The sequence below is a fragment of the Streptomyces sp. DG2A-72 genome (genome assembly GCF_030499575.1).
Classification (GTDB): domain Bacteria; phylum Actinomycetota; class Actinomycetes; order Streptomycetales; family Streptomycetaceae; genus Streptomyces.
Genome location: NZ_JASTLC010000001.1, coordinates 9,709,801 through 9,735,952 on the forward strand (window position 1 = coordinate 9,709,801; position 26,152 = coordinate 9,735,952).

The 26,152-nt window shown below is 70.0% G+C and carries 27 protein-coding genes and 1 pseudogene; 9 read left to right on the forward strand and 19 right to left on the reverse strand.

What is annotated here, in order from left to right; translation table 11 throughout:
• Positions 1-157 precede the first annotated feature (157 nt).
• The 3 genes from QQY66_RS45980 (at position 158) to QQY66_RS45990 (ending at position 2,767) form a co-directional block, all read left to right on the forward strand.
• A complete protein-coding gene (locus tag QQY66_RS45980; protein WP_301986429.1) occupies positions 158-403 on the forward strand; it encodes a hypothetical protein in 246 nt (81 codons plus the stop codon).
• Between the two features lie 3 nt (positions 404-406).
• Positions 407-784, forward strand: a complete 378-nt coding sequence (locus QQY66_RS45985) for a toxin Doc (RefSeq protein WP_301986430.1) — start codon at positions 407-409, stop codon at positions 782-784.
• Between the two features lie 387 nt (positions 785-1,171).
• Entirely contained in the window at positions 1,172-2,767 is a 1,596-nt protein-coding gene (locus tag QQY66_RS45990; protein ID WP_301986431.1) for an RICIN domain-containing protein, read from the forward strand.
• Between the two features lie 19 nt (positions 2,768-2,786).
• Here QQY66_RS45990 and QQY66_RS45995 read toward each other — a convergent pair.
• The 3 genes and pseudogenes from QQY66_RS45995 to QQY66_RS46005 form a co-directional block, all read right to left on the reverse strand.
• Positions 2,787-3,764, reverse strand: a pseudogene (locus tag QQY66_RS45995) (2-hydroxyacid dehydrogenase); the annotation flags it as partial.
• Complete coding sequence (locus QQY66_RS46000; RefSeq protein ID WP_301986432.1) at positions 3,761-4,930, reverse strand: lactate 2-monooxygenase; 1,170 nt, start codon at positions 4,928-4,930, stop codon at positions 3,761-3,763. The gene QQY66_RS46000 and the pseudogene QQY66_RS45995, both read right to left, overlap by 4 nt.
• A 570-nt stretch (positions 4,931-5,500) precedes the next feature.
• Complete coding sequence (locus tag QQY66_RS46005; RefSeq protein WP_301986433.1) at positions 5,501-6,091, reverse strand: hypothetical protein; 591 nt, start codon at positions 6,089-6,091, stop codon at positions 5,501-5,503.
• Between the two features lie 112 nt (positions 6,092-6,203).
• Between QQY66_RS46005 and QQY66_RS46010 the strand changes: the two genes are divergently transcribed.
• Positions 6,204-6,578: a hypothetical protein gene (locus QQY66_RS46010; protein WP_301986434.1), complete on the forward strand. Its 375-nt coding sequence runs from the start codon at positions 6,204-6,206 to the stop codon at positions 6,576-6,578.
• On the opposite strand, the gene QQY66_RS46015 is transcribed toward QQY66_RS46010, so the two are convergent.
• The 3 genes from QQY66_RS46015 to QQY66_RS46025 all read right to left on the reverse strand — a co-directional run bounded on the left by QQY66_RS46015 (position 6,575) and on the right by QQY66_RS46025 (position 8,005).
• On the reverse strand, positions 6,575-6,811 hold the full coding sequence (locus QQY66_RS46015; RefSeq protein ID WP_301986435.1) for an Rmf/CrpP fold protein: 237 nt from the start codon (positions 6,809-6,811) through the stop codon (positions 6,575-6,577). The genes QQY66_RS46010 and QQY66_RS46015 overlap by 4 nt on opposite strands.
• A 356-nt stretch (positions 6,812-7,167) precedes the next feature.
• Positions 7,168-7,506 carry a transposase family protein gene (locus QQY66_RS46020; protein WP_301986436.1) on the reverse strand — a complete coding sequence of 113 codons (339 nt, stop codon included), beginning with the start codon at positions 7,504-7,506 and terminating at the stop codon, positions 7,168-7,170.
• Positions 7,466-8,005: an XRE family transcriptional regulator gene (locus tag QQY66_RS46025; RefSeq protein WP_301987717.1), complete on the reverse strand. Its 540-nt coding sequence runs from the start codon at positions 8,003-8,005 to the stop codon at positions 7,466-7,468. The genes QQY66_RS46020 and QQY66_RS46025 overlap by 41 nt, the downstream gene beginning before the upstream one ends.
• 236 nt (positions 8,006-8,241) lie before the next feature.
• On the opposite strand from QQY66_RS46025, the gene QQY66_RS46030 reads away from it, so the two are divergent.
• A complete protein-coding gene (locus tag QQY66_RS46030; RefSeq protein ID WP_301986437.1) occupies positions 8,242-8,433 on the forward strand; it encodes a hypothetical protein in 192 nt (63 codons plus the stop codon).
• Positions 8,434-8,634: 201 nt separating this feature from the next.
• On the opposite strand, the gene QQY66_RS46035 is transcribed toward QQY66_RS46030, so the two are convergent.
• From QQY66_RS46035 to QQY66_RS46045, 3 genes are all read right to left on the reverse strand, one after another.
• Complete coding sequence (locus tag QQY66_RS46035) at positions 8,635-9,330, reverse strand: alpha/beta fold hydrolase (RefSeq protein WP_301986438.1); 696 nt, start codon at positions 9,328-9,330, stop codon at positions 8,635-8,637.
• Positions 9,327-10,928 (reverse strand): cytosine permease, encoded by a 1,602-nt coding sequence (locus QQY66_RS46040; RefSeq protein WP_301986439.1) that lies wholly within the window; start codon positions 10,926-10,928, stop codon positions 9,327-9,329. The genes QQY66_RS46035 and QQY66_RS46040 overlap by 4 nt, the downstream gene beginning before the upstream one ends.
• Before the next feature lie 210 nt (positions 10,929-11,138).
• The gene (locus QQY66_RS46045; protein WP_301986440.1) at positions 11,139-11,690 is read right to left on the reverse strand and encodes a hypothetical protein; all 552 of its coding nucleotides are present in this window, start codon (positions 11,688-11,690) and stop codon (positions 11,139-11,141) included.
• Between the two features lie 325 nt (positions 11,691-12,015).
• On the opposite strand from QQY66_RS46045, the gene QQY66_RS46050 reads away from it, so the two are divergent.
• Complete coding sequence (locus tag QQY66_RS46050) at positions 12,016-12,447, forward strand: protease inhibitor (protein ID WP_301986441.1); 432 nt, start codon at positions 12,016-12,018, stop codon at positions 12,445-12,447.
• A 132-nt stretch (positions 12,448-12,579) separates the two neighbouring features.
• Here the strand turns inward: QQY66_RS46050 and QQY66_RS46055 are convergent, their stop codons facing one another.
• The 5 genes from QQY66_RS46055 to QQY66_RS46075 all read right to left on the reverse strand — a co-directional run bounded on the left by QQY66_RS46055 (position 12,580) and on the right by QQY66_RS46075 (position 16,259).
• The gene (locus QQY66_RS46055) at positions 12,580-12,993 is read right to left on the reverse strand and encodes an STAS domain-containing protein (RefSeq protein WP_301986442.1); all 414 of its coding nucleotides are present in this window, start codon (positions 12,991-12,993) and stop codon (positions 12,580-12,582) included.
• A 137-nt stretch (positions 12,994-13,130) separates the two neighbouring features.
• Positions 13,131-13,346: a CDGSH iron-sulfur domain-containing protein gene (locus tag QQY66_RS46060; protein WP_301986443.1), complete on the reverse strand. Its 216-nt coding sequence runs from the start codon at positions 13,344-13,346 to the stop codon at positions 13,131-13,133.
• Entirely contained in the window at positions 13,327-13,992 is a 666-nt protein-coding gene (locus QQY66_RS46065) for a HemK2/MTQ2 family protein methyltransferase (RefSeq protein WP_301986444.1), read from the reverse strand. The genes QQY66_RS46060 and QQY66_RS46065 overlap by 20 nt, the downstream gene beginning before the upstream one ends.
• Positions 13,993-14,013: 21 nt before the next feature.
• Entirely contained in the window at positions 14,014-15,027 is a 1,014-nt protein-coding gene (locus QQY66_RS46070; RefSeq protein WP_301986445.1) for an iron-containing redox enzyme family protein, read from the reverse strand.
• Positions 15,028-15,251: 224 nt separating this feature from the next.
• Positions 15,252-16,259, reverse strand: a complete 1,008-nt coding sequence (locus QQY66_RS46075) for a Ppx/GppA family phosphatase (protein ID WP_301986446.1) — start codon at positions 16,257-16,259, stop codon at positions 15,252-15,254.
• A 303-nt stretch (positions 16,260-16,562) separates the two neighbouring features.
• Between QQY66_RS46075 and QQY66_RS46080 the strand changes: the two genes are divergently transcribed.
• Both QQY66_RS46080 and QQY66_RS46085 read left to right on the forward strand, forming a co-directional pair.
• On the forward strand, positions 16,563-16,907 hold the full coding sequence (locus QQY66_RS46080; RefSeq protein ID WP_301986447.1) for a helix-turn-helix transcriptional regulator: 345 nt from the start codon (positions 16,563-16,565) through the stop codon (positions 16,905-16,907).
• A gap of 6 nt (positions 16,908-16,913) precedes the next feature.
• A complete protein-coding gene (locus tag QQY66_RS46085) occupies positions 16,914-17,441 on the forward strand; it encodes an SRPBCC family protein (RefSeq protein WP_301986448.1) in 528 nt (175 codons plus the stop codon).
• A 117-nt stretch (positions 17,442-17,558) separates the two neighbouring features.
• Here the strand turns inward: QQY66_RS46085 and QQY66_RS46090 are convergent, their stop codons facing one another.
• The 5 genes from QQY66_RS46090 to QQY66_RS46110 all read right to left on the reverse strand — a co-directional run bounded on the left by QQY66_RS46090 (position 17,559) and on the right by QQY66_RS46110 (position 24,632).
• The gene (locus tag QQY66_RS46090) at positions 17,559-20,375 is read right to left on the reverse strand and encodes an NHLP bacteriocin export ABC transporter permease/ATPase subunit (protein WP_301986450.1); all 2,817 of its coding nucleotides are present in this window, start codon (positions 20,373-20,375) and stop codon (positions 17,559-17,561) included.
• Between the two features lies 1 nt (position 20,376).
• Positions 20,377-22,602 carry an NHLP family bacteriocin export ABC transporter peptidase/permease/ATPase subunit gene (locus QQY66_RS46095; protein WP_301986451.1) on the reverse strand — a complete coding sequence of 742 codons (2,226 nt, stop codon included), beginning with the start codon at positions 22,600-22,602 and terminating at the stop codon, positions 20,377-20,379.
• Entirely contained in the window at positions 22,599-23,405 is an 807-nt protein-coding gene (locus QQY66_RS46100) for an HlyD family efflux transporter periplasmic adaptor subunit (RefSeq protein ID WP_301986453.1), read from the reverse strand. The genes QQY66_RS46095 and QQY66_RS46100 overlap by 4 nt, the downstream gene beginning before the upstream one ends.
• A gap of 118 nt (positions 23,406-23,523) precedes the next feature.
• On the reverse strand, positions 23,524-23,739 hold the full coding sequence (locus tag QQY66_RS46105; protein WP_301986454.1) for a type A2 lantipeptide: 216 nt from the start codon (positions 23,737-23,739) through the stop codon (positions 23,524-23,526).
• A gap of 479 nt (positions 23,740-24,218) precedes the next feature.
• Positions 24,219-24,632, reverse strand: coding sequence for a PaaI family thioesterase (locus tag QQY66_RS46110; RefSeq protein ID WP_301986455.1), 414 nt, complete (start codon positions 24,630-24,632; stop codon positions 24,219-24,221).
• A 171-nt stretch (positions 24,633-24,803) separates the two neighbouring features.
• Between QQY66_RS46110 and QQY66_RS46115 the strand changes: the two genes are divergently transcribed.
• A complete protein-coding gene (locus tag QQY66_RS46115; protein WP_301986456.1) occupies positions 24,804-26,150 on the forward strand; it encodes a S1 family peptidase in 1,347 nt (448 codons plus the stop codon).
• The last annotated feature ends 2 nt before the right edge of the window (positions 26,151-26,152 follow it).

Genomic DNA, 26,152 nt, shown 5'->3' on the forward strand with positions numbered 1-26,152 from the left:
GGTTCGTTCGTCGTGCTCTCGCTTCCGAGTCTGCCGCCCCGCCCGCGCCGCGTCCGGCGGGAATCGGACAGGGCGTTCCGGCCTGGTGGTACCGCGGTATTGACGCTGTGACCTGGTGGTATTTACGAGTAAGTACCCGCGCGGTACCCTGAAGTGCATGCCAGCCCTCAACGTGGAGTTCAGTGACCGCGAACTGGAGGACCTGCGGCAGATCGCCAAGGAGCGGGGTACGTCGATGAAGGCGCTCGTGCGTGAGGCCGCAGCCGCCGACATAGCCCGCCACCGTGCTCTCCAGGAGGGCGCGGAGGCCTTCCGCCGGTTCTTCGCGTCCCACGCCGACGAGTTCGCGGCCGCCTTCCCCGACGACGAACCAGCCATCAAGGGCGAGGGGCGGGTCGCCTGACCGATGGCTTCCGTCGTCCATATCGACGTCCCGTGGCTGCTCCAGCGCCACGAAGAGGTCCTGCCCGACCAGCCGACCATCAACGACTTCTCGGCCCTGGTCGCCGCCGTCGCCCGCCATCGCGTCGACCCGCCGCGCCTCGGCGTGGACTCCGACCCGGCCTGGCGGGCCGCCGCCCTGCTGCACACGCTCGCCCTGCTCAAGCCGCTGCCGGCGGCCAACGCCCGCTTCGCCTGCGCCACCGCCGTGGCCTATATGTTCGTCAGCGACGTCGGCATCGACCCGCCCTACGGCGCCCTCGTCGATCTGGCCCGCGACCTGATCTCCGGCAAGGCCGACGTATACGGCGCGGCCGACCGGCTGCGCTCCTGGCAGATCTGACCCGGCCGCCACCAGTGCACTACGCGGGGGCGTGCGCGAGGGAGCGTGCGCGGCGCACCGGCGAGTGCGCCCGATTCACACGGGGCGCATGGAAAAACGGGAAAACAGGTGCCCAGAGGCGAGTTGCCGCCGCCTCTTGCTCTCTTGCAATGAGGCGGATGTTGCCCGAGTGCCTTGTCGGTCATGAGTGTGTTGTGCAAGGGTGAACAGCGCATGTGGGGGGCATTGGCGGAGTCGCATTCGTCCTGAGGGGAACAGGTCCGGATCGGCACTCGTGAATTCATGCTCCCCGCGTCGTCGCCCCAAAAGGTACGCACCAACCCCTGAGTTCCTTTTCGGCGGCCAGAACATCTGAGAGTCACCTGCGCGTGGGAAGGAATCCGCTCAGTGCCCACCCCCCACCCCCCTCGCCCGCCCTACCCCCCGCCCGGCGGGGTTCCCGGAGAATCCGACGAGGACCTCGCCACCGGGCTGAGAGGCCGTACGGACGCCGAGGCCTCTCCTTCCGTCGCGCTGCTGATGGCGCGGCACTGGCGGCCCGCTCACGAATACGCGGTCATCTGCCTCGCCTCGAAGTCGGATGTCGCCTCCATGGTCACCGCCGCCGCATTTCACCAGGTTCTCGACCGGCTGGCGCTGGGCGAGCCTGCCGACGCGGTGCGCCCGCGGTTCCTCGTGGCCGTGCGGGACACCGTGGGGCAGTGGTCTGCCGAGGAGCGAATATCCGGTGTTCTGCCGGATTTGGTGAAACCCGCCGGGGGTCGCGGCATGCGTGCCGCGAAGTCCATGACGCCGGAAAATCGCAAGCTGGCCGAGCGTTCATTCCATGCCCTTCCCGGACTCGCCCGGTGTCTGCTGTGGCACACCGAGGTGGAGGCGGAGCCGATAACCGTTCCCGCCGGACTGCTGGGCATGGACATCGACACCGCGACGGCCGCTCTCGAACAGGCGCGTGAAAAATTCCGCGAGGGTTGTGTACATGCTCATCGGGAACTCGCACCGAGCAAGGATTGCCGCTTCTACAACCGACTCCTCGATGTCCCGATCCGCCGGGGCGGCGCACTGCTGCCGGATGTCCAGCAGCATCTCGGAGAGTGCCGCTACTGCCGTTTCGCCGCCGAACAACTGAGTCATTTCGAGGGCGGATTGGGTGTGCTGCTCGCCGAGGCCGTGCTCGGCTGGGGCGCGCGCCGCTATCTCGACTCCCGTCCCGGCCGCGCCGAGCAGGGCACGCGGGCACGAGGCTCCGGCCGGCACGGCAGGGCGCGCCAGCGGATCCTGTCCCGTATCCCCGCGCCGGCCCGTCGACGTGTCGCCGTGGCGCCGCGGCCCACCCGGGCGCTGCTCACGAGCGTGGGGATCGCCTCCGCCGGGCTCTTGGCGGGCGTGCTGGTCTCCAGTCTGTGGGCTCCGGACAGCGGAACCGACCCGACCGAGTCCGCCGCCGCGACCGGTGCCCCGGGAACGGCCACCGGGCCGGGCACCGCCCAACTCCCCACCGCACCACTGCAGTCCACGCTGCGCAACGAGGCCGCGAACCTGTGCCTGGACATCCGCGGCGAGGCCAAGGCCGGCGCCGGGACCGAACTGGCCGCCTGCTCGTCCGACGAGACCCAGCAGTGGTCGTACGAAGTCGACGGACTGCTGCGCAGCGTGGCGAATCCGAGCCTGTGCCTGGACTCGCATGTGGACGCCGGTGTCGTCATCCTCGGCACCTGTGCCCCCGAGGACTCCGAGCGCGGCGACGACGTCCGCTACGACCTGACCGTGCGGGGCGAGTTGCTGGCCCGCTGGCAGGAGGGGCTCGCGCTGACGTCCACCACCAAGGACGAGGGTGCCGACATCGTCGTCAAGGTCCGTGACGGTTCCGGCGAGCAGCGCTGGCTGACCGACCAGGCGACGGCCGACACCGGGTCGCTGTCGATCGCCGGGACCGACGCCCCGTCCGTGCCGCCCGCCCGGCTCTCCGGCCGGACGGCCTGAGGGGCGCGGTTCCCGGCTGACTCACCACGTCCCGTGGGGGGTTGTCCGCCAGGAACCCGGCCACGTTCTGGACGGCGGCCAGGGCGATACGGACCAGCGTCTCCCGGGTGACTCCCGCGGCGTGCGGGGAGAGCACCACGTTCGGGGCCCTGAGCGGACGCAGGGCGGGCGTGGGCGGTTCGGGGTCGAAGACGTCGATGCCCGCCCCGGCCAGGGCGCCCCGTTCCAGCGCGTCGGCGAGGGCGTCCTGGTCGATCAGGGCACCCCGGGCGGTGTTGATCACGAACGCGGTCGGTTTGAGGAGCGCGAGGCGTTCGGCGTTCAGCAACTGCCGGGTCTCCTCCGTGAGGGGCGTGTGCAGGCAGACGTAGTCGGCGGTGCGCAGCAGCTCGTCGAGCGGTACATGACGGGCGCCGCCGAGGCGGGCCTCCGTCTCCGGCGGTACGGGTCGCCGCGCGGCGTAGACGACGGTCATGTCGAACGCGACCGCGCGCCGGGCGACTTCCTGCCCGATCTGCCCCAGGCCCACGACGCCGAGGGTCTTGCCGGACAGCTCGGTGAGGGAGCGCTGTAGCCGGGGGAGTGCCCAGTCGGCCTCGACGAGGGCGGTGTGCGCGGGGATCAGCTGCTTGGCCAGGGCGAGCATGAGGGCGAAGGCCTGCTCGGCGACGTTCTGCGCCTCGGCGCCGCTGGAGCCGATCGTGCAGACGGGCACGGAGCGGGCGCGGGCGGCGGTCACGTCGACGTAGTCGAAGCCGTGGCTCGCGCACTGCGCCAGCTCCAACTCCGGTGCGGCAGCCAGGTGTTCGGCGGTCACCGGGGCGAGCGCCGTCACGATGACGTGCGCCGCGCGCAGGGCGGCGGGGTCCTCGTCGGCGGCCTCGACGACGGTGACGTGCGCCTCGCCTGGGAGCAGGGTGGCGAGTCCGGCTCCGGTCGCCCGGCCGCCGACGTGGGGTGCGACGACGGCGAGGACGTTCTTCTTCGCGTCGGTCATGCGGGGTCCTGGATGAGGTCGGCGGGGCCCAATGTGGCGGGCGTGGCGTGTCCGGACAGGGCGAGTGTCAGGTCGAACTCGGCGAGCAGACAGCGGATCACATGCTCGACGCCCGCCTGTCCGTCGAGGCCGAGCCCGTAGACGTACGGCCGTCCGACCAGCACCGCCCGCGCGCCGAGCGCGAGCGCCTTGAAGACGTCGTCTCCGGTGCGCACCCCGCTGTCGAAGAGGACGGTCAGCCGGTCGCCGACGGCCTCGGCGACCCGGGGCAGCGCGTCGGCCGCAGCGACGGAACCGGCGACTTGGCGCCCGCCGTGGTTGGACACCACCACCCCGTCCATCCCGGCGTCGGCGGCGAGCCGGGCGTCGTCGGGATGCAGGATGCCCTTGAGGACGATCGGGCCGTCCCAGTTCTCCCGCAGGAACGCCAGGTCCGGCCAGGTCTTGCCGGGATCCGCGAACATACCGACGAAGTGCATCACCGCGGCGTTCGGATCCTCGTGCGCCGGCTTGGCCAGGCCCGCCTGGAACGCCGGGTCCGAGAAGTAGTTGGCGGTGCCCACGCCGTGCAGGAACGGCAGATACGCCTGGTCGAGGTCGCGGGGCCGCCACGCCAGCATCGGCGTGTCCAGCGTGACGACCAGCGCCGAGAACCCGCTCGCCTTGGCCCGGTTCAGGAAACTCCGGGTCACCTCGCGGTCCTTGGCCCAGTACAGCTGGAACCAGCGCTCGGCGTCGCCCATCGCCTCGGCGACCTGCTCGATCGGCGTACTCGACGCGGACGACAGGATGTACGGCACGCCCTGCGCGGCGGCGGCACGGGCAGCGGCCGGCTCCGCGTCCGGGTGCATGATCGACAGCACGCCGACCGGCGCCAGCGCCACCGGGGCGGGCAGCGCGCGCCCCAGCACCTCGACCGACAGATCCCGCTCGTGCACGTCCCGCAGCATGCGCGGCACGATCCGGCGGCGCTCCAGGGCGGCACGGTTGGCACGGGCCGTGCTCCCGTCGCCGGCGCTGCCCGCCACATAGCCGACAGGGCCGGGGCCGAGCCGCTGCTCGGTCAGCTCCTCCAGCCGGGTCAGATCGGTGGGCAGCCGGGGTACGGCGCCCGACATGCCGTTGAGGTAGATCTCGTACTGGAAATCGGCCCACTGACCAGCCACTATGCCGCTTCCTCCAGCCCAGAGGGAACTATCGGGGCACTCTGTAAGAACCCTAGTCATGGACGGCTTGGTGTGCCCCAGCGCCCGCTGGACAACCTTCACGCTCTCCCCGTGGGCGATCAGCAGGCTGGCGTAGAAGTGCGGCACGCGTGTATCCCCGTCCGATCGGGAACCTTCAACCCCGCACCATCCTCGGCAAGTTGGGTGTTCGCCCGCTTCATAGTGTTGAGCCACAGGTCACGCCACGAACCGCGCCGGACCGGCTGGTTGTTCCCTGTGAGGAACACCAGGTTCGCCTTGCGCTCTACTGGCTTGCGTGGGTCGGAGTGGTCCCAGATGACCACAGGGGCCACCGGGAACGCTTCCAGGGGTCTCACCGATGTACGGCTTCCCGCTGTCCAGCTCCTACAGCTGCTGCCGGACGGGGCGATTTAACGACAACCGAGAGCTCGTCTGGACAGAAACTCCAGCTGGAGCCGTGCCTGAGCAGGAGGAAGAGGCGCATCATGGGGCCTTTTCCTCGTGGCTCCGGCGAGGCTTACAGGCACAGCGTCTTCTGGGGGTGGGTTCCTACTTCCCCGCGGTGGCAGCGAACCGTTTGAGACCGCGCCACAGTTCGGTGTCGGCGGCATCACGCCCTATGAGCACGACCTGCCAGGCCGCGGATGCCTCGGCTAGCGCTGATCGCGACAGCTGACCACCAAACCACCGCCGCAAGTCACGGGTGTGCATGTCCCGACCGATGGGAGCATCGAAGCGGCGGTCGCGGAACCAGGTGACGTCGTAGCCAGCCCTGACGCGTTTCCGGTGCCAGGTAAGGCGAGGGATGGCGGACTGCTCATAGAGGTGCACATCAGTGAAGGCTGAGTTGAGGCGGGGAAGGTCCTTGTCAGCGAGCAAAGCCCATACGGCCGGATGACGCCAGCGAACGGGAACGCCGTCGCCATCCCTCTCGTCCAGGCCAGTCTGTGCGACGAGGGTGACCATGCCGCAGCGGTTGATGGCGACAAGGAGATCGATGATCTCAGCGGGTCCGAGATCGAGGGCGCCGTCAGGATGACCCGGGTGGTAGTCGAGACGACCGGCAAGCCAATCGCCGGTGAGCCTTCCGAGATCAGCAAGGGAGAGTGCGGCTTGCCAGGGCGTATTGTCCGCGGACATGGTCACCCTTCGATCGCGGTGAGGACGACAGCAGCAGTCACTTCCATATCACCGACAACCTACCGACGCCCGACGGGACCGGTCCCGGCCCAGCGCCAATATTCTCCGTGACATGCCTTCAGGTGAGATGCACAGACCACCGGCGCCGATCATCGCAGCGGTTGCCCTCAACGGGTTGCTGGCCGCCTTCCCGCTCGTCGTGGCGATCTTGTTTGTCACAGGCGGAGAACCGGCCGGTGCCGTGGTTGCCCTCTTCGCTCTCCTACCTGGCCTGGCGGCCTACGGACTGTGGCAAGGCAACCGCGGCGCCCGGGTCGTGGCGATTGGCGAGGGCGTAGTGATTGGCTTGCTAGGGCTCCGCGCCGCTGACGTGGCTGGGCTGGGCGCGTTGCTGTTCGGGGCGGTGGTCATTGTGCTGCTTGCAGGAACGGACACATCTCGCGCGTGGTTTACCCCAGGCCCTTCCTCCGATGAAGAACTGATTTAGTCGGCGCGCTCCGGCTGCGCGGATACGGGGCGGGTCTCGGCGTAGCCGCGAATCCACGCGGTACGCAGCGTTGACGTGCTCGGGTACGGGCATGACTTCGGCGGGTCTCCCCGCTCGCCTGGCTGGGGATCCGGCGCGGATTCAACTGAGTAACGTACAGACCCGTACGGGGAAGTTGAGTGACGGGCGCCCAAGCGGAGGTATGGATAGATGGGGATATGGTGGAGATTCATTGGAAGACCTCTTCTTGAGCGTTGCCCAAGGTGCAAAAGAAGGAGGCAGATTGGCAGTTATCGGGAGCGGGTTGTCATCCGCGAGGAACGTCGTTCTGACGGCCTCTATCGGACCTCCAAGATGGTCACCTTCTACAGCTGTGGAAAGTGCGGGGAATCCTTCGACAAGTACGGCGATCCGAGGGAGAAGAGGCACTACTGGCTGGACAGCGCGGGAAATCCTATGCGGCATCCGTGGGGGAACGATGATGACCGGTAGTTGGTTGAACCGGCAGTACTCAGGTTGAATCCGCGTTGTCCGGTGTCTCGATCAGGCTATTGAGGCTTCAGGCCCGTGGGTGGCAGGCAGCCGGTGATCAGGCGGTACTGGATCTTCTTGAGCTTCCGCTTGATGACCTGGGTACGCCAGGTCGGCGGGGCGAAGTCGGCCAGGCCCGCTCGGGCTCCACATCTAACAACCGGGCACCAGCAGCGGCGAGATGAGCCGCTTCCTGGTCGGCGGCCCACTCTGCGATCGCCAGGAACGTAGTGGCGCCGGTCAGGACCGCACCCGCCGCGAGCACGAGGACGTACGGAAGCGGATGTCGTCTCCCGCGGCGTTCACGCGGGTCGCGGATCCGGGCGAACACCCGGTTTATGGGTAGAGCAACAGCACTACTCCACTGGAACGCCTCGGCCCCATAGCTCTTCGGCATGCTCGGCGAATCGGTCAGGGGAGTCGTGCCCGACGAGGCGAGCCAGGTGCGGTGTCACCAGCGCCTCAGAGTCGATCCGGAACACAGACAGACTCACGTGATTCACCGCGTCCCCTGAGGCGCTGTATCGGGCTTCCAGGCCGTCTAGCGGGCCAAGCTTGGCCAGTTCCCCCAGGGTGATGCGGATGCGTGTCGAGACAGTCAGGATCGCGTCCTCGATGACCTCCCGCTGGCGGGTGACCTCACCTTCGGGGTCCCCCAGGAGGAACCGGACCCTTACACCGGCCTCGGTCTTCCGGCGCACCGTGTCGGCGAACGCCGGTACCTGAGTCCACAGGAAGTAGTTGGTAAAACCGGCGAAGAACAGTTCGTCTGTGGCTCCGCTGATCAGGTCGGCCCACACGGTCGACGGGCAGGCGGACCGGTAGGGGTAGCTGTGGATGATCTCTCGGTCGTTGCCGGTCTTGATCCGGTCCCTGACTGTCTGCGGCCACAACATGTTCTCGTCCACTCCCAACGCGCGGGCAGCGTCCTGGCGGTCCCTGGCGTGCGGTGTCAGATCCGCAAGCTGCCGTGGGGTCAGTCCAGCGTCGTCCATGGCCGAACGGAGCCCTGCGTTCGAGTCAACCCCCTGCCATGGACGTTTGAGACTTCTTCGAGCCTAGCGGGCGGACGTCTCAACTGTCCCCCTCTGCTGGGGAGATACGTCCTTGAGGGCGGCTGAGGATCCCCGGTATGACGCCGCAGCAGAGATACCCCGACCCGATTCGTGTGGAGCTGCCGGTGGGGTTCGAGGCGTGGCTACTCGACTGCGTCCCCGTCCCCGGCTGCAAGATCTGCAAGGCGAACAAGTACATCGAACGACGGTGGTCCAGCTCCGGCCGACTGGTGGACTTCTGTGCAACTCTGCCAGTGCAGACCCCGTGATCTCGCATGATCACCGGTTATCTGTCTTTGCAGCTCACAGGGGGTGCGAGGGGCTGAGTCCCAGGTCAGAGCCACCCCGAGATCAGTAGATCTCGTACTGGAAGTCGGCCCAGTGCTCGGCCATCTCCTACATCCCGCCTCTCGTCGCTGAGAACGCGCGCAGTACGCAGACCATACCGACCGGTAGGCAGGACGGGACGATCAGGGCCGGGTCGCCGACTCGTGCAGGACGCGGGCGAGTTCGCGCGGCTGGGAGAGCATCGGCCAGTGGCCGGTGTCCATCCGCACCAGTTCCCAGCGGTTGCTCTTGAGCGCCTCGGCCACCGCGTCCATCGGTTCTTCGCCGTCGAGCAGGCATTTGATGTACGTCGCCGGCAGCTCGGCGATCGGGCGCTTCAGGACGGCCGGTTCGGTCAGGGTCGCGCCCGGGTGCGGGGTCTGGCCGGCCACTGTGCGGGCGATCTGCTCGTCCGTCAGGCCCTGGCCCGCGTAGTAGTCGGCACCCACCGACGGCCAGAAGCCGTCGTGCGCGGCGATCTCCTGGCGTATGTGCTCGCTCGGCCAGCCCGACAGGAAGCTCTCCCCGTCGACCGGGACATTGGAGTCGACGAACACCACACGGGCCAGCCGGTCGCCGATGCGCTCGGCGGCCTGCCCCACCGGGATTCCCGCGTAGCTGTGCCCGACCAGGACGACATCCCGCAGATCGAGGCGCTCGACCTCCGTGACGACGTCCTGGACGTGGGTCTGCTGCCCCGCTGGGACACCTTGCTTCTCCGCGAGGCCGGTCAGGGTCAGCGCATGCACCTCATGACCGGCCGCGCGCAGCTCGGCCGCCACCTCGTCCCACGCCCACGCTCCGAGCCGGGCTCCCGCCACCAACACGAATTGAGTCATGCCCGCAACGTAGTCGAGGGGTCTGACAACGGCGCGTCGCTGTGCGGAGCGTCCGGCCCGGTGATCGGCGGCACGGGCGTGTCGACCGTCCGCGCGAGCCGCGCACCCTCGGGCCCGTACACCGCGCGTGGCTCCGGGAACAGCCGCAGCAGCGTCAGGAACAGCACCGCGGCCACGACCAGGGCCAGCGGCAGGCTGATGTCGACGCCGTTCGCCAGATCGCCGAGCGGGCCGACGAACTGGCCCGGGATGTTGGTGAACAGCACGCCGAGCAGCGCGGAGACCCACCAGGCGGTCATGCCCCGCCAGTTCCAGCCGTGCGCGAACCAGTAACGGCCGCCGCGCTGGCGGCGGTTGAAGACCTGGAGCGCGTCCGGGTCGTACCAGCCGCGCCGGGTGTAGAAGCCCAGCATCATCACGACCATCCAGGGTGTGGTGCAGGTGACGATCACGGTGGCGAAGGTCGAGATGGACCGCACGAGGTCGAGCCCGAACCGGCCGATGAAGATGAAGGCGATCGACGACGCGCCGACCAGCAGCGTGGCCTGCACCCGGGACAGCCGTGGGAAGACGGAGGAGAAGTCCAGCCCGGTGCCGTACAGCGCCGTCGTGCCCGTCGACATGCCGCCGATCAGTGCCAGCAGACAGACCGGCAGGAAGAACCAGCCCGGCGAGATCGCCAGCAGCCCGCCCACGAAGTCGGGGGCGGCCGGATCGACGTACTCCGGCGCCTTCGTGGCGATGATGCTCGCGGTCGCCAGACCGAAGACGAACGGCAGCAGCGTCGCGATCTGCGACAGGAACGCCGCGCCGATCACCCTGCGGCGCGGTGTGCTCGCGGGGATGTAGCGCGACCAGTCGCCCAGGAACGCCCCGAACGACACCGGGTTGGACAGCACGATCAAGGCCGCGCCGATGAACGACGGCCAGAACAGCGACTGCGTCGCGGCGTCCGCGGAGTCCGTGAAGACACCGGCGTACGAGGGGTCGAAGTCACCGGCGAACGCGATCGCGCCGACCAGGAAGAGCGCGGTCGCCGAGGTCACGGCGACCTTGTTGATGAACAGCATGAACCGGAAGCCGTAGACGCAGACCGCGAGGATCAGTCCCGCGAACAGCGCGTACGCGACGACGTACGACGGCGTGGAGCGCTCCAGGCCGAACAGCCGGTGCGCACCGCCGACCAGGGCGTCGCCGGAGCTCCACACGGAGATCGAGAAGAAGGCGATGGCGGTGAGCAGGGACAGGAACGAGCCGACCACGCGTCCGTGCACGCCCAGGTGCGCGGAGGACGAGACAGCGTTGTTCGTGCCGTTGACCGGGCCGAACACGGCCATCGGGCACAGGATCAGCGCACCGACGACGACGCCGAGGAGCGTGGCGGCGAGCCCCTGCCAGAAGGACAGGCCGAACAGGATCGGGAACGCGCCGAGGACACAGGTGGAGAAGGTGTTGGCGCCGCCGAAGGCGAGCCGGAACAGGTCGAGCGGGGTCGCGGTGCGGTCCGCGTCGGGGATGCGGTCGACGCCGTGGGTCTCGACTTCGGTGAGGGACGGGGGCGTCGTGGGGGAGGGGGCGGGCTCGGGCTGCGGGGACAAGGGGGCTCCAGCGAGGGGACGGCGGTGGACCGCGTGGGGTGGCGCGGCGGCACGGGGGAGGGGCGGGTGGTCGCGATCGCTGGGGTGTGTGGCGCGAACGGATGCCGTCCTCTTGGGGTCAGCAGACGGTAAGGCGGTGTGCGTGACGTGCACCAGAGGACGGTTCATCCATCTTTCGGGCCATGACTGGACGGTTCCTCCATTGCCTCCCTACTCGCCGTCCGCCGGGGTGTCCTCGGGTTCCGTGTCGGGTCCCTGGGCGCGCACCCGCTGGACGTGTTCCAGGGAGTTGCGGAGTTCGGCGAGCCAGTCGTCGGTGTGGCGCTGGACCAGGCGTACGCACCAGGCGAGGGCGTCGCTGCGGCTGCGGGCGACGCCGCCGGCGATGAGCGTGTCCAGGACCTGACGTTCGGGCTGGCGCAGCCGGGTCATGACCGGCGCGGCGATATGCGTGAACAGAGTTCGCTCACCGCCGCACTCCACGCCCCAGGACACCTTCCGGCGGAACCGGTGCTCGGCGTCGCGGGCCACCGCGATCCGGGCCTCGCGGGTGCGCTCCCGGAACTCCTCGATCCGGCCCCGCACGGCCGCCTCCCGCTCGGCCGTCGGTGCGTCCGCCGCCAGGCGCGGTTCGGGGATCCGGCCGATCACGGTGATCTCCTCGCGGTCCACCGTCACCTCGACCAGCTCTTCGAAGAGGTCGTCGGGCAGTCGGCCGGCGAACCAGCCGCGCAGCTTCTCTCGTTGCTCTGTCGTAATCATGTAATGACGATTACTCCGTTCCGACGTGAAGGCAAGGGGCCACGGCGGAGTGCGCCCAGGGCTGAACCGGAATGTTTCAGGACGATTGACGAGCACCGGGAAACCGGCCACTCAAGCGCTTTCGGCGATCAAGAGTGGCTTGGTTATGGGCTTGGAACGTTCGAATTCCGTGACTTCACGCCACTGATTCAACACGCAAGGTTACTGAAACCCATGCGTCCGATGTGACCTCCGGCGGCGGACTCGGCAGACTCGCGCTCGCCGATCCGGCACCGATCGAGCCGGCTGAGGCACACCCTCTCTTTCGAGCGGAAGGATGCACACAATGCGGAACACCGCGCGCTGGGCAGCGACTCTCGGCCTCACGGCCACCGCCGTCTGCGGACCACTCACCGGGGCCGCGCTCGCCACCCCGGCCGCCCCCGCCTCGCTCTACGCCCCTTCGGCACTGGTGCTCACCGCCGGCCACGGCGACAGCGCAGCCACCGTCACCCCGGAACGCGCGGTCACCCTGACCTGCGCCCCGACGGCCTCCGGTACCCATCCGGTGGCCGCCGACGCCTGCGCCGAACTGCGCGGCACGGACGGTGACTTCGACGCGCTGAAGAGCAGAGACGGTGTGCTGTGCACCAGGCAGTACGACCCGGTGGTCGTCACCGTCGACGGCGTCTGGCAGGGCAAGCGCGTCTCCTATGAGCGCACCTTCTCCAACGAGTGCGTGAAGAACTCCTACGGGACGAGTGTCTTCACGTTCTGAGGGACCGGGATCGCACGGCCCCCGTGATCACCAGCAGGGCACGTAGCTGGGGAGTGCGGACCCTGTGACGGGGCCCCTGTGATCTCGCACAAGGCCGGCGGGCGGAGTGGGGCCGCCCGCCGGCCCTCGAGCTCACTCCCGTTCCTCCGGGATACCGGGAAGCGGAGGGAACCGGTCCAGCAGGCCCGATGCGCGCAGCAGCCGGCGCAGCCGTGGATCGTTCGCGACGATCCGCAGTCGGCCGCCGCGCGCCGCGGCGCGTTCCTCGGCCCGGCACAGCACACGCAAGCCGGAGCAGTCGAAGAAGTCCACGGTTCGCAGATCGGCCAGCACGTCCGGCTCCGACCCCGCGGTCGCCGCATCGAGATGCTCCGCGAGAAACCCCGCCGTCGCCAGATCGATGTCACCGGCCGCCTCGACCACGGTGAACGGGCCGTGCGGGCGGGTCCGGGCATGAGCGTTCGCCGCGGGCCGCGCCGTCCTGAAGGCGTCCACGACCGTGCCCTCGGCCGGCTCGCGGGCGCGGTCGTCTGCTTCCGGCGTCATGTCCGCTCCACCTCGACAGGGGGCGCATTCGATCTCGGTAGGTACCCCGGCGCGGTCTTGACCATCCCTGTGGAGCGGCCCCGCAAGATCTGGTTCACCCGACCCGGTGAATTTCCCTTCCGATCATTGACTTTCCGTCATTCCTCGGATGTACGCCGAATCCGCCTGCGGTGGCTCGTGTCGCACCAGGGGTAACGGCGGCTGCGCCGACAGGTGCACAGGGCGACCCGGAAGCGGTCGGAGGTGACGATGGTGCCGTCCTCCAGTTCCACCTCGACCGGTCCGTCCACGAGGAGTGGGCCCGGCTCGTGGAAGGTGAGGCGACGCGGTCGGTCAGCGGGGGCGTTCGGCACGGATGACCACCAGCTCTTCCTTGTCCTGGGCCGCGGTCAGCAGGCCGCGCTCACGCAGCCAGCCCTGCCGGGCGCGCAGCACCGGGCCGAACGCGATGCGCCGCCGCAGTGTCACGGTGGTCCTCAGGCCGGATCCACGCAGATGCGCGAGGGTGCGGCCGGGGCCGCTCAGCGCGGAGTGCACGACCAGCAGGACTCCGCCCGGGCGCAGCAGGGCGGGTGCGTCCCGGCAGAGCGGATCGAGGACGAACCGGCCGTCGCGGCCCGCGTCCCACGACCGGGCCCCGCCACGAGGCCGCGGGCGGGCGTCGGGTGCCGGTACGTACGGCGGGTTGGCGAGGATGAGGTCGAAGGTCCGCCCGCGCACCGGGGCGAAGAGGTCCCCGTGCCGGATACGGACCGGAAGTCCGGCCAGCCGGGCGTTCAGCCGTGCGGTCCACACCGCTCGCCATGACACGTCCACCGCGGTCACCCGGGTGCCCCGGCGTGCGGCCTGGAGCGCCAGCGCACCCGTCCCGGTGCCCACGTCGAGGACCTCCGCGTTCGGCGGGAGCCGTTCCTGGGCCAGGGCTCCGGCCAGCAGCGCGGTGTCGTCCTGCGGGGCGTACACGCCCGGTGGGGCGAGCGGAAGCGCCAGAGCGTTCATGCATCCCAGGTACCCCTCATGTCATGGAATACCGGATATGCCATGCCCCAGCGGCCTGCGGAGCGACGACCGGCCCGCGCGCCACTCCGTGAGCAGGGCCGTGGCGAGACGGTCCTCCAGGTGTCCGGTGACATCGACACCGAAGGCCACGTCCGCCGCGAGGTGCGGTTCCGCCTCCAGCAGCCCGCCGATCACCTCGTGGCGTACGACCTGCTCATGGACCGCGTCTGCCTCGACGTGCTCGTCGTAGAAGAACACGGCCGCGGGACCGGCTCCCGTGCGGCGCAGGGCATCGGCGAGTCGCCGGGAGCCGGGCGACGAGGTGATCTCGACCGCCGCGAAGTGGCCCACCAGGGCGCCCCGCAGGGACCGGTGCAGGCCGAGGAGGGTCATCAGGTTCACCGTGGCCAGGGTGTCGGCGCAGGCCGCGTCGAGGTAGTGGCCGTACGTCGGGTCCAGGCCGAGGTCCGTCATCAGGTCGGCGAACAGGCGCGCGTGCAGCCGCTCGGGGCGGCCCCCGCCGTACTCGTCGAACTCCACCGCCGCCATGGCCGACTTGGCCCGGCCCGACAGCCGCGGCAGCACCCAGGCGTGCGGGTCGGCCTCCTTGAGGTGGTACAGGGAACGCTGGGCCGCGTACTCGCGCAGCTGCCACAACTCGCCCTCGTCGCAGAGGTAATGGGTGACCCCCGAGCCGTCGACGGGCTCGACGAGGAGCTCCGCCAGCGAGCCCTCGACGGTGTCGTGGACCGGAGTGTCAGCGCGCAGGGCGGACAGGAAACGATGCTCCAGCGCCGCGCGGATGCGCAGCAGATCCGGGTCCCACTCACGGTCCGGGGACACGCCCGCGAAGCCTCGGTAGTGCAGTTCGTAGCACAGGTACAGGGCGAGCTGGAGGTCGTCGCCGTAGCCGGGCACGGCGGTGATGTCCTCGGCGCGCGGCAGCGGTCCCGCGCCCAGCAGGTACTCCTCTACGGCTGCGGAGATCCGGCCGCGGGCCGACGGCAGAGGCGGTTCCTGGAGGTGCTGCTCCATGCGGCTCGAGTACCCGGGCGCCGCGATGCGACCCGCCGGTTGGAGCCGGCCCGGAGGCGTACTGCGGACCGGCACGAAGGCACTCATGATCAACTGCGCCCTCAAGAGTCGCCGACCCCTCCCACACGACAGCCTGGACGTACTGGCACCCGGGGCCCGGCCCTGACTGCCTCGACGAGGAGCGCCGCCCGACTGACGCTCATGCCTGCGCCGGGCTCGGTCCGTCAGTCCGTCGCGGTCGCGACCCGCAGGGGCACCGGGTCCGGGGGAGGGGGTTCCTCGGCGCGCCGGATGATCTCCGCCCACCAGGCGGAGCCGTCCTCGAGATGCCGCAGCAGGACCCCCTCGCGCAGCGCCCAGGGGCAGAGGGTGACCACCTTGAGGCCGGTCAGCTTCATCGCGGTGTGCCCGACCACCGCGCCTGCCAGGCTCTGCTCGGCGCGCGGCGCGGAGATGCCGGGGAGCTCGGCGCGTTCGGCGGCGGGCAGCGCGGCCAGCCGGTCGATCGCCGCGCGCAGGTCCGAGCGGTGCAGCAGCCGTTCGGTGAACGGGCCCTTCCGGCCGGGCGGGGCTCCGCACAGCCGCCCCAACTGCTGGAACGTACGGGAGGTGGCGACCGCGCTACGCGGCCCCTCCCAACGGATCCGGGCCGCGACGTCCCGCAGCTGGTGGCGGACTCTGCGGCGCAGCGCCTTCACCTGCTCCGGCGGCGGGGGATCCTGACCGTCGAAGAACTCACGCGTCAGCCGTCCCGCACCGAGCGGCAGTGAGGCCACGAAGTCCGGCAACCGGCCGCGGCCGAAGGCCACTTCGAGGGAACCGCCGCCGATGTCGAGCAGCGCGAGCGGCCCCGACTGCCAGCCCGTCCAGCGCCGGGCGCCCAGGAACGTCAGCTCGGCCTCGACCTCGCCCGGCAGGGTGCACAGCTCCACCCCGGTGCGCGTCCGCACGGAGCGCAGGACGTCCTGCCGGTTCGCGGCGCCCCGCACCACCGCCGTGGCGAAGGCCAGCGGACCCGCGGCGCCCCACTTCGAGGCGGTCACGCTCGCCTCGGCGACCGCGTCGACGAGTCGTTCCACGGCCCCTTCGGGAATGCGGCCGCCGGGCCTGACCTCGTCGGACAACCTCAGGCGCCACTTGGCGGTGTGGACCGGCAGCGGCGCCCCACCCGACGCATCCGCCACCACCAGCCGGACCGTGTTCGACCCCACATCCACCACGCTGATTCGCATGGGCTGACGAGTACCCAGCCGGAGGACGGACGAACGGGATCACTTCGCGCGCCACGCCGTCAGCCGCGGCTCACCAGCCCGGGACGGCCCGTCGGTAGCGCTCGTGCTCGGCGCAGAACCGGCTTGCGAGGGCGGGCTCCTCGTACCATCGCGCGAACGCCCACATCCCGAGCCCGGCGAAGGTGAAACGGCAACGTCTCGCAGAGAGGGGAGCGTGTGACGTGCGCAACGGCAGCCCTGCATCCGGAGCCGATGGCGCTACATTCCTTGACGGGAATATAACCACAGAGGCATATTGGACTCATGTCCGACGCCGCCCTCTGGACCGCCCTCGCCGATCCCCATCGGCGGGCCATCGTCGCGCTGCTCCTGGAGCGGCCGCGGCCCGTCGGGGAGATCGTGGAGGCATGCGGGCTGAGCCAGCCGAGCACGTCGAAGCATCTGCGGGTGCTGCGTGATGCCGGTCTGGTGCGGGTCCGGCAGGACGCGCAGCGGCGGGTCTACGCCCTCGACCCGGCGCCGATCGAGGAACTCGACGCCTGGCTGGCCCCGTACCGCAAGCTGTGGAACCGCAGCCTGGACGCGCTGGGCCGCCGCCTGGACGAGACGTCGGACGACTCCACCGAGGACCCCTCTCCGAAGGACTGATCCACCATGTCCGTCGAACGCACCGGCACCCATCTGACCCTGGACGACGGCCGCCCCGCCGTCCGCTTCACCCGTACCTACGACCATCCCGTCGACCGCGTCTGGCAGTTCGTGACCGACGCCGACGAGCTCGTCCACTGGTTCCCGTCCCGCGCCGAGATCGAGCTGCGCCCCGGCGGCACGATCAAGTTCAGCGGCGACCCGGCCATGGAGGGCACCACGGGCACTGTGCTCGCCGTCGAAGCACCCCGCCACCTGTCCTTCGAGTGGGGCGGCGACGAACTCCACTTCGACCTCGAAGCCCTGGACGACAAGCGCACCCGCTTCACGCTCACCAACATCCTGGCCGCCGAGAACACCGCCGCCCGCAACGGCGCCGGCTGGGACGTCTGCCTCGCCGCCCTCGACGCCCGCGCCAGGGGCGAGCACTTCGAGGGCCCGCACGCCGGGACGACCGCACCCTGGGAGGAGGTCTACGCGAGCTGGGTCAAGGCCGGCGTCCCCTCCGGCGCCCCGATCCCCGGCACGAACTGACCGCGCCCCCAAGGGGCGCGGGGCTGTATCAATATGCGGCTCCGCCGCGTGGGCGCGACCAGCCACGACGCAGCCGCAGCCGACAGACGGCACAACGCGGCACCACCCAGCGGAGCGCTACGCCATCTGCCGCTTCACCAGCTCATGCAGCCGCCCGCCCGTGTCCGCCAGCAGTTGCGCGGGCGGGCCCTGCTGGGCGACCTTGCCGTCCTCCATCACGATGACGCGGTCGGCGTCCAGCACCGTCGAGAGGCGGTGCGCGATGACGATGCGGGTGGCGTTGAGGGCCTTGGTGCTCTCGATGACCGTGCGCTGGGTCTCGTTGTCGAGGGCGCTGGTCGCCTCGTCGAAGAAGAGGATGCGGGGCCGGCGGATCAGCGCCTGGGCGATCATCAGCCGCTGCCGCTGGCCGCCGGATATCGCTCCGTTGCCCGCGACGATCGTGTGCAGTCCCATCGGCATCCGCTGGATGTCCTCGGCGAGCCCCGCCATCGCGGCGGCGGCCATCGCCTCCTCGGGCGTGTAGGGCTCGGTGCCGCAGATGACGTCCAGGATGGAGCCGGTGAACGGCTGCGCATGCTGGAGCACCACCCCGCACTGCCTGCGTACGGCGGACTGGTCGAGCGCCGCCAGGTCTTGACCGTCGTACAGCACACTGCCCGAGACCGGCTTGTCGAAGCCGATGAGCAGCCGCAGCAGCGTCGACTTGCCGCAGCCGCTGGGGCCGACGATCGCCACGAACTCGCCCGGCTTCACCTCGAACGACACGTCGTCCAGGACCAGTGGGCCGTCGTCCGAGTACCGGAACGACAGCCGTCGTGTCTCGATCGCTCCGGTCAGCGGTCCCGGCCGGGTGCTTGCCGTGCGCACCTCGGGTGTCGCGTCGAGCACCGGCTTGATCTCCTCGAACAGCGGCAGCGCGGCCACCGCCGAGACGAAGGCGCCGGTGAGCTGGGTGACGGAGGTCAGCAGCATCGTCACCGACGTGTTGAAGGTGAGGAAGGCCGCCGCCGACATCTCGCCGCGCGCCGGACCGGCCAGCAGCATGAACATCAGCAGGGTGCACAGCGGCAGATACACGGCGCTCAGCACCGCGTTGAGGTTCTTGATGTGGCCCGCCTTCTGCTGCAACTCGCGGCTGCGGGCGAACTCGGACGCCCAGGCGGCGTACGCGTAGTTCTCGGCCGCCGCGACCCTGAGCTTCGGCAGGCCGCGCAGCGTCTGGAAGGCCTGGTTGTTCAGCTTGTTGCCGAGCACGACGAGCCGCCGCTGCCAGCGCACCTGCCACAGCCCGAGCCCCAGGAACACCGCCGCGATCACCACGAGCATGCCGATCGCGGCGAGGGCCATCGGCACGCTGTACCAGAACAGCAGCGCCAGGTTCATCACGCCGACGGTCAGCGACTGGGCGACCACCGGGCCGACTCCCGCCATGAGCCGGCGAATCGAGCTGATGCCCATGGCGGCGCTGGCCAGCTCGCCCGTCGACCGCTCGGTGAAGAACTTGGTCGGCAGTCGCAACAGGCGATCCCAGACGGCCGGTTGGAGGGTCGCCTCGATACGGCCCTCCAGGCGCAGGATCGTCAGGTTCTGCAGCAGCATGAACGCCGCCGCGACCACACTGCTGACCATCACCGCCAGACAGACCTGCACGATCAGCCCGGTCTGGGCCTTCGGCACGAACTCACCGAGCACCTTGCCGGTCGCGATCGGCACCAGCGCGCCGATGGCCACCGTGACCAGGCCGCTGATGATGAGGCTCGTCAGGTCGCCGCTCGTACCCCGCATGCTGAACCGCAGCAGCCGCAAAGGGCTGAGCCCGCGGTCCGGCAGCGGACGGTAGAACATCACCGCACGCGGCTCGAACTCCTCCGCGTTGGCCTTCTCGATCGGCGTCTCCCGGCCGGTCGCCGGATGGACGGCGACATAGCCGCCGCGCCGCCACAGCAGGGCGACCGGCGCTCCGGACAGCGCCCGGTGGCCTACCATCGGGCCGACGTTGTCCCGCCACCAGCGGCCGTCCAGGCGTACGGATCTGGTGCGGACGCGGGAGGCTACGGCGATCTGCTCGACGGGATCGAGCCGGTCACTTCCGGTGCCGGTCTGCGCGGGCTCCGCGAGAGCGATCCCGGAGGCCTGGGCGACCAGTTTGCACGCGGCGTAGCTCGCGTCCGCGTCAGCGGCCGTCGCACGCTTCGCCGACGACTTGCCGATCGACGCGAGCAGCGTCCGGTCGGCCTCGGCGCGGACCGCCTCACCGGCCTTGATACCGGCCGCCGTCCGTGTCTCGTGGGTGCGCTCCAGCTGCTCGATCCAGCGGTCCAGCGTCGACAGCAGCCGGTACTGCTGGTCGACCATGCCCTGCCAGACACCCGGGTCCATCAGCAGGTCGGCGGCGGCCTCCGCGCCGTACAGGGAGCCGTACTGCACGCTGCCCGGTGGCACCTGCATCCAGAACACGTCGTCGTCGGTGGGCGCTGCGGCGTTGTCACCGGCCATCGGCGCCTGGAAGAGGATCGACAGGCTGCGGCCGACGCCGAGCGCGAGGGCGTACTCCAGCGGGCTGGTCGTGGGCGGGACGTACTGGGGGTTGCCGTACTCGTCGTACGACCAGGTCTGGGTGTTCGCGGGCTGGTACAGCTCGCGCAGCCCGATGCGGTGGACGACGCAGTCGCGTGAGGGGCGGGCGACCAGGGTGTGCTGGGGACCCGGGACCGGGCCGAGCAGCAGCGAGCCGGTCTCCAGGCGGCCGAGGTGGTGCCAGTGGCCCTGCGCGCCGGCGTCGACCGCGAACAGGTCCATGGCGCCGGACGCGACCAGCCACAGCACCTGCGGGCCTTCGAGGTCGAGGCGGTTGAGCCCGGTGCAGTCGATCGGCGTCCCCATCTGACCGAGCGCGCCGAGGACCAGGTCGCCTTCGTGAACGGACGTCATCTCACCGCTCCTTGACCAGCGCGGCGTAGGCGCCGCCCGCTGCGACCAGAGCGTCGTGCCGCCCGCGTTCCACGATCGTGCCGTGCTGGAGTACGACGATCTCGTCGCTGTCGCGCACGGTGCTGAGCCGATGGGCGATGACCACGCAGGCGCAGCCGCGCTTGCGCAGGTTGTCCATCACCGTCAGCTCGGTCTCCGCGTCCAGGGCGCTGGTCACCTCGTCGAGGACGAGGATGCTCGGCCTGCGCACCAGCGCCCGGGCGATCTCCAGACGTTGCCGCTGCCCGCCGGAGAAGTTCCGGCCGTCCTGCTCGACCCGGCTCTGAATCCCGCCCGGCCTGCGCATGACGACGTCGTACAGCGCCGCGTCCCGCAGCGCGTCCACCACCGCCTCGTCCGGGATCGAGGGGTCCCACAGCGCCACGTTGTCCCGGACGGTGCCCTCGAAGAGGAAGACGTCCTGGTCGACGAAGGAGACGGAGGCGGCGAGCGCGCCGCGCGGGATGTCGTCGAGGCGCTGTCCGTCGATGCGGATCACGCCGTCCCAGGGGGTGTAGAGGCCCGAGATGAGGCGGGACACCGTGGACTTGCCGCTGCCGGAACCGCCGACCAGCGCGACCTGCTGGCCCGGGCCCACGGTCAGGTCGAAGCCGGTGAGCAGAGGCTTGTCGAGGGGGTTGTAGCCGAAGGTGATGTTCTGCAGCTCGACGTGTCCGTGCAGCCGGCGCGTCGAGTCGCCGGTGCCGGAGCGGCCGTAGAGCGGGTCGGCCTGGAAGTTCTCGACGTCCTTCAGGCGGGCCACGTCGGCGGCGAAGTCCTGGATGCGGCCCGCGACGCCGTTGAGGCGGGTGATCGGCGCGGTGAAGCGGGTGACCAGCGCCTGGAAGGCGACCAGCAGACCGACGGATATACCGCCCTCGACCGCCCGCATGCCGCCGATCCACAGGATGAGCGCGCTGTTGAGCGTCGCGAGCGTCGGAGCGACCACGCCCAGCCAGGCGCTCGGTACGCCGAGCCGCTGCTGCTCCTCCAGCGTGGTGGCGTGCTGCCCGGCCCACTTGCGGAAGTAGCCGTCCTCACCGCCGGTCGCCTTCATCGTCTCGATCAGCTGAAGGCCCGTGTACGCGGTGTTGGTGAGCCGGGCGCTGTCCGCGCGCAGCTTCGCCGTCCGGGTCGCGCGCAGCCGGATGACGACCCGCATCGCCACCACGTTCAGCAGCGCGACGCCGATGCCGACGAAGGTGAGCTGGGGGTCGTACGTGTAGAGGAGGATGGCGTAGAGGACCACGACCACCGCGTCCACGCCCGCCGCCGCGAGGTCGCGCGCCAGCGTCTCGGCCACCTGGTCGTTCGACTGGAGGCGCTGCACCAGGTCGGCCGGGCTGCGCTGGGAGAAGAACGTCACCGGCAGCCGCAGCAGATGGCGCAGGAAGCGGGCGCTGGAGAGGGTGGAGGAGATGATGCGGCCGCGCAGCAGGTTCGCCTGTTGCAGCCACGTCAGCACGAGCGTGAGCAGCACGCATGTCCCCATCGACGCGAACAGCACGCCGAGCAGGGATGTTTGGCCCCCGATGAGGAACATGTCGATGTACGTGCGGCTCAGCGCCGGCACCGACGCGCCGACCACCACCAGCAGCAGGCTCGCCAGCACCGCGGCGGGCATCGTGCCCGCGGTGCCGCGCAGCCGGGCGGGCATCGCACCGAGGACGCCCGGCTTCCGGCCGCCCTTCTCGAACTCCTCGCCCGGCTCCATGACCAGGACGACGCCCGTGAAGCTGGAGTCGAAGTCCTCCATCGGGACGAAGCGGCGGCCCTTGCCGGGGTCGTTGATGTACACCCCGCGGCGGCCGAAGCGGCGCCCCATGCCGTCGTAGACGACGTAGTGGTTGAACTCCCAGAACAGGATCGCGGGCGCCTTCACCTCGGCGAGGGCCGCGGTGTCCATCTGCATGCCCTTGGCCGTCAGGCCGTAACTGCGCGCCGCCTTCAGCAGGTTGCTGGCGCGCGAGCCGTCCCGGGACACGCCGCACGCGATGCGCAGCTCCTCCAGCGGGACATGCCGTCCGAAGTGGCCGAGCACCATGGCGAGCGAGGCGGCGCCGCACTCGACGGCCTCCATCTGGAGCACGGTGGGGGTACGGACGTTCTTGCCCCGCCCCTTGGGCACCGGCCGGCGCTTCGGCGGCGCGGCCCGGCGCCTGCTGCGGGTCTCCTGTGCGGCGCTCACGGCAGCAGCCAGTCGACGGGGCGCTGATCGGCCAGCCGGATCTGGCCTTCGGCCGCGGTCATGGAGGTGAGGGCGAACGGCGGACCGTCCGCGGACGACCACTTGTAGCCGCTCTTGGTGCTCTTCTTCTTGTCGAGCCTGACCAGCACGGCCACCGGCCTGCCGTCCTTGGTGAACTGCTCGCCCAGCTGGCTGTCCCCGAGGAAGGCGGCGATCTGCTGCGCCGACTGCGCGGAGCGGTCCACCGACTTCACATGGCCGCGCAGCACGCCGTACTCCTGGGTCGGCACGGACTGGACGGTGAGGTCGACGGCCGCGTTCGCGGGGATGGAGGTCGCGTTCTCGGCGGGCACGTACACCGTCGCGTACAGCGGGTCCTTGGCGCGGGCGACCTTCTCGACGGCGGCCACGTTCGCGCCGGTGGAGATGATCTGCCCGATGGTGGCGGCGAGCGCGGTGAGCCGGCCGGCGGCGATGGTGCGGACGACGGTGTCGCCCTGACTCGTACGGACCTTCAGCACCGGCGAGTTCGCGGGCAGCTGCTCGCCCTCCTCGGCGAGGATCGCGGTGACCTGGCCGGCGACCGGGCTCTGCAGGATGTAACTGCCCTGTCCGTGCGTGAGGATGGCGGGCGCGCTGACCGTGGAGGCCACCGAGCCGGTCACCGCCCACACCGAGGCGGCCGCCATGACGACCACCGTCACAGAGAGGACGAGCCAGCCCTGAGGGCGGGCGAAACGCACCGGAAGGTCGAGTTCCTCCGGTGATTGGAGCTTGGCGAGGGCCTGCTGGCGGAACTGCACGGAACTTTCCCTCACCTGCAAACGACAACGGACCGGTTCTCCCGAACCGGCTGAAGGATGGCATCCGAGAGTCCCGGAGCCGGTGTACGGCTCCGGGACTCTACGGCACAGGCTGCGATCAGAGACCGGCGACCAGGCTGGTGACCGGCGCGGTGTTCAGGCCGGTGGCGCCCTCGACGGTGCCAACGACGGAGTCGACCAGGCCGGAAACCGGAGCAATGCCGTCCACGATGCCGGTGGCGGTGCCAAGGGCGTTCACGGACAGACCGCCGGAGACGTTGTCCAGCTCGGCGTCCGAGATCTCGACGGTCTCAACCTGGGGGGTGGAGTTCATGATGGAACTTCCCTTCGTATGGATATTTCACAAGGGGGGAGCGGCCCCCTTCTGGGGACAGACCGAAGGCCGCGAACCGCAGGTGCCGGGCACCCGTTTCCGGGGTCCCTTCGCGGCCCCCGCGGTGCAACGGATCAAAGCACGCGGCCACCGTGGGCTTCCAATCAACCAACGGCCTCACCAGGGCACTTGAGTCACGCAGGCCACGTTCCGTGCAGGCGTGCGCACGGCTCGGTGGCGAGTTCTTCACATCCGGCACCGCATCGGCGTGCGCCGCCCCCTTCCGGTATCGAGGCAGAATCCGACACTCCGGCCACAAAGGCGTGCCGGGGGGTGCGGGCATGTGCAGAACCTTCGTCCCCGGTGACTTGGTTGCGTATTCAATGTGCAGATTCGCTGAAGCCAGGATTCCGATCGTGATTCCAAACAGGCCGTAATTGATCGAATACTGAACGTGCCGGTCGCGCCTGATGAACGGGTCAGCCCAGTAGGGCGTACACGGTGCTCGCGCGGGCCGCGAGCTCACCCGAACTCCCGTCGGTCATCGTGATGTCGGCGAACGCCATCCGACGGCCCAGCTTGGTCACCACCGATTCGATCAAGACATCCGCGCCGGTCACCGCGCGCTGGAACGACGTGGACTGCTGCACCGTCGTCATCGGCCCGTAGCCGCCCCGCGCCGCGGACACGGCGATCACGGTGGCCGTGTCGGCGGCGGCCATCAGAGCCTGCCCCGACAGCGCGCCGCCCTCCCGGGCCAGCCGCTGTGACCAGGGCAGTCGCAGGATCGCGCGGTGGTCGCCCAACGTCTGAACGGACAGGCCGAGTTCAAGGACCCAGGGGGCGAAGTTGTCGGCGAGGATCTTGTCGGCTTCGGCGGTGGTCATCGTCATATGGGGGATTGTTCCCGGCGCCGGAGCGCAGGACGCCGACCGTGGCCGAATCGGCGTACCCCGTAAGCGGAATTGAACGCCCCGAGCGCCCTCTGCGTACCCATGGCCATCCAGGCGCCCCAACAGTTGCCGCACGGCAGCACAGACCCCGTCCCCGGGAGGTCGAGAAGTTTGAGTCACAAGCGAATTCCGAAGCGCAAGGCCGCGATAGCGGCGGGCAGCGTCGTGGCGCTCGGCGCGGCCGCGATCCTGCTGCCCAACGCGAACGCGTCCCAGGACGGCGCGTCGGACGGCGCCGCGCCCAAGACTCTGAAGGCGGCGGACGCCTCGGATCTCGCCTCGCAGCTCGCCGGGCTGCCCGGCGACGCCTTCGCCGGCTCCTACTACGACGAAGCCGAGCAGCAGCTCGTCGTCAACGTGGTCGGCGACAACAGCCAGGTGGCCATGGAGGCCAAGAAGGCAGGCGCGAAGGTCCGCCAGGTCGACAACAGCATGGCCGAACTGGAGTCCGGCGCGGCGACGCTGAAGTCCGAGGCGACCATCCCCGGCACGGCCTGGGCCGTCGACCCGCGCACCAACAAGATCCAGGTCACCGCCGACTCCACGGTCACCGGCACCAATTGGGACAGACTGGAGTCGACCGTCCAGGGCCTGGGCGCAGACATGGCGACCATCAAGAAGTCCGCGGGCACCTTCAAGACGTTCGCGTCGGGCGGCGACGCCATCTTCGGCGGCGGAGCACGCTGCTCCCTCGGCTTCAACGTCACCGCGGGCGACGGTACCCCCGCCTTCCTCACCGCGGGCCACTGCGGGGTCGCGACCGAGGCGTGGTCGGACTCCGAGGCCGGGGCGCCGATCGCCACCGTCGACCAGGCCGTCTTCCCCGGTGAGGGCGACTTCGCGCTCGTCAAGTACGACGACCCGGCGACCGAGGCCCCGAGCGAGGTCAACCTCGGCGACCAGACCGTCCCGATCGCCCAGGCCGCGGAAGCCGCCGTAGGCCAGGAAGTCTTCCGGATGGGCAGCACCACCGGTCTCGCCGACGGCACCGTCACCGGCCTGAACGCCACGGTGAACTACCCGGAGGGCACCGTCACCGGGCTCATCCAGACCGACGTCTGCGCCGAGCCCGGCGACAGCGGCGGCTCGATGTTCACCCAGGACGGCAGCGCCATCGGCCTGACCTCCGGCGGCAGCGGTGATTGCACCGTCGGCGGCGAGACGTTCTTCCAGCCGGTCACCACCGCGCTGGAAGCGGTCGGCGCGACCCTCGGCGACGCGGCGGGCGGCGGCGCGGGCGCCGGCGACGAAGCGGGCGAGGACGCCGGCGACGAAGCGGGCGAGGGCGAGGACGCCGGAGCCGGCGAAGACGCCGGAGCGGGCGAGGAAGCGGGCGCCGGTGAGGAAGCCGGCGCTGGTGAAGAGGCCGGAGCCGGTGAGGAAGCCGGTGCCGGCAACGCCGATGGCACGGGCAACGGCCTCGGAGAGATCGTCGGCAACGGCGTCGGCGTGAACTGACA

What these genes read in the sequence shown, in the direction of transcription:
- QQY66_RS46050 (WP_301986441.1), top strand. Translation starts at nt 12,016, where the DNA reads ATGCGGAACACCGCGCGCTGGGCAGCGACTCTCGGCCTCACGGCCACC.
- QQY66_RS45980 (WP_301986429.1), top strand. Translation starts at nt 158, where the DNA reads ATGCCAGCCCTCAACGTGGAGTTCAGTGACCGCGAACTGGAGGACCTG.
- QQY66_RS46055 (WP_301986442.1), bottom strand. Translation starts at nt 12,993, where the DNA reads ATGACGCCGGAAGCAGACGACCGCGCCCGCGAGCCGGCCGAGGGCACG.
- QQY66_RS46020 (WP_301986436.1), bottom strand. Translation starts at nt 7,506, where the DNA reads ATGCCGAAGAGCTATGGGGCCGAGGCGTTCCAGTGGAGTAGTGCTGTT.
- QQY66_RS46005 (WP_301986433.1), bottom strand. Translation starts at nt 6,091, where the DNA reads ATGTCCGCGGACAATACGCCCTGGCAAGCCGCACTCTCCCTTGCTGAT.
- QQY66_RS46110 (WP_301986455.1), bottom strand. Translation starts at nt 24,632, where the DNA reads ATGACGATGACCACCGCCGAAGCCGACAAGATCCTCGCCGACAACTTC.
- QQY66_RS46070 (WP_301986445.1), bottom strand. Translation starts at nt 15,027, where the DNA reads ATGGAGCAGCACCTCCAGGAACCGCCTCTGCCGTCGGCCCGCGGCCGG.
- QQY66_RS45985 (WP_301986430.1), top strand. Translation starts at nt 407, where the DNA reads ATGGCTTCCGTCGTCCATATCGACGTCCCGTGGCTGCTCCAGCGCCAC.
- QQY66_RS46075 (WP_301986446.1), bottom strand. Translation starts at nt 16,259, where the DNA reads ATGCGAATCAGCGTGGTGGATGTGGGGTCGAACACGGTCCGGCTGGTG.
- QQY66_RS46065 (WP_301986444.1), bottom strand. Translation starts at nt 13,992, where the DNA reads ATGAACGCTCTGGCGCTTCCGCTCGCCCCACCGGGCGTGTACGCCCCG.
- QQY66_RS46010 (WP_301986434.1), top strand. Translation starts at nt 6,204, where the DNA reads ATGCCTTCAGGTGAGATGCACAGACCACCGGCGCCGATCATCGCAGCG.
- QQY66_RS46085 (WP_301986448.1), top strand. Translation starts at nt 16,914, where the DNA reads ATGTCCGTCGAACGCACCGGCACCCATCTGACCCTGGACGACGGCCGC.
- QQY66_RS46045 (WP_301986440.1), bottom strand. Translation starts at nt 11,690, where the DNA reads ATGATTACGACAGAGCAACGAGAGAAGCTGCGCGGCTGGTTCGCCGGC.
- QQY66_RS46105 (WP_301986454.1), bottom strand. Translation starts at nt 23,739, where the DNA reads ATGAACTCCACCCCCCAGGTTGAGACCGTCGAGATCTCGGACGCCGAG.
- QQY66_RS46080 (WP_301986447.1), top strand. Translation starts at nt 16,563, where the DNA reads ATGTCCGACGCCGCCCTCTGGACCGCCCTCGCCGATCCCCATCGGCGG.
- QQY66_RS46015 (WP_301986435.1), bottom strand. Translation starts at nt 6,811, where the DNA reads ATGAATCTCCACCATATCCCCATCTATCCATACCTCCGCTTGGGCGCC.
- QQY66_RS46090 (WP_301986450.1), bottom strand. Translation starts at nt 20,375, where the DNA reads ATGACGTCCGTTCACGAAGGCGACCTGGTCCTCGGCGCGCTCGGTCAG.
- QQY66_RS46035 (WP_301986438.1), bottom strand. Translation starts at nt 9,330, where the DNA reads ATGACTCAATTCGTGTTGGTGGCGGGAGCCCGGCTCGGAGCGTGGGCG.
- QQY66_RS46030 (WP_301986437.1), top strand. Translation starts at nt 8,242, where the DNA reads ATGACGCCGCAGCAGAGATACCCCGACCCGATTCGTGTGGAGCTGCCG.
- QQY66_RS46025 (WP_301987717.1), bottom strand. Translation starts at nt 8,005, where the DNA reads ATGTTGTGGCCGCAGACAGTCAGGGACCGGATCAAGACCGGCAACGAC.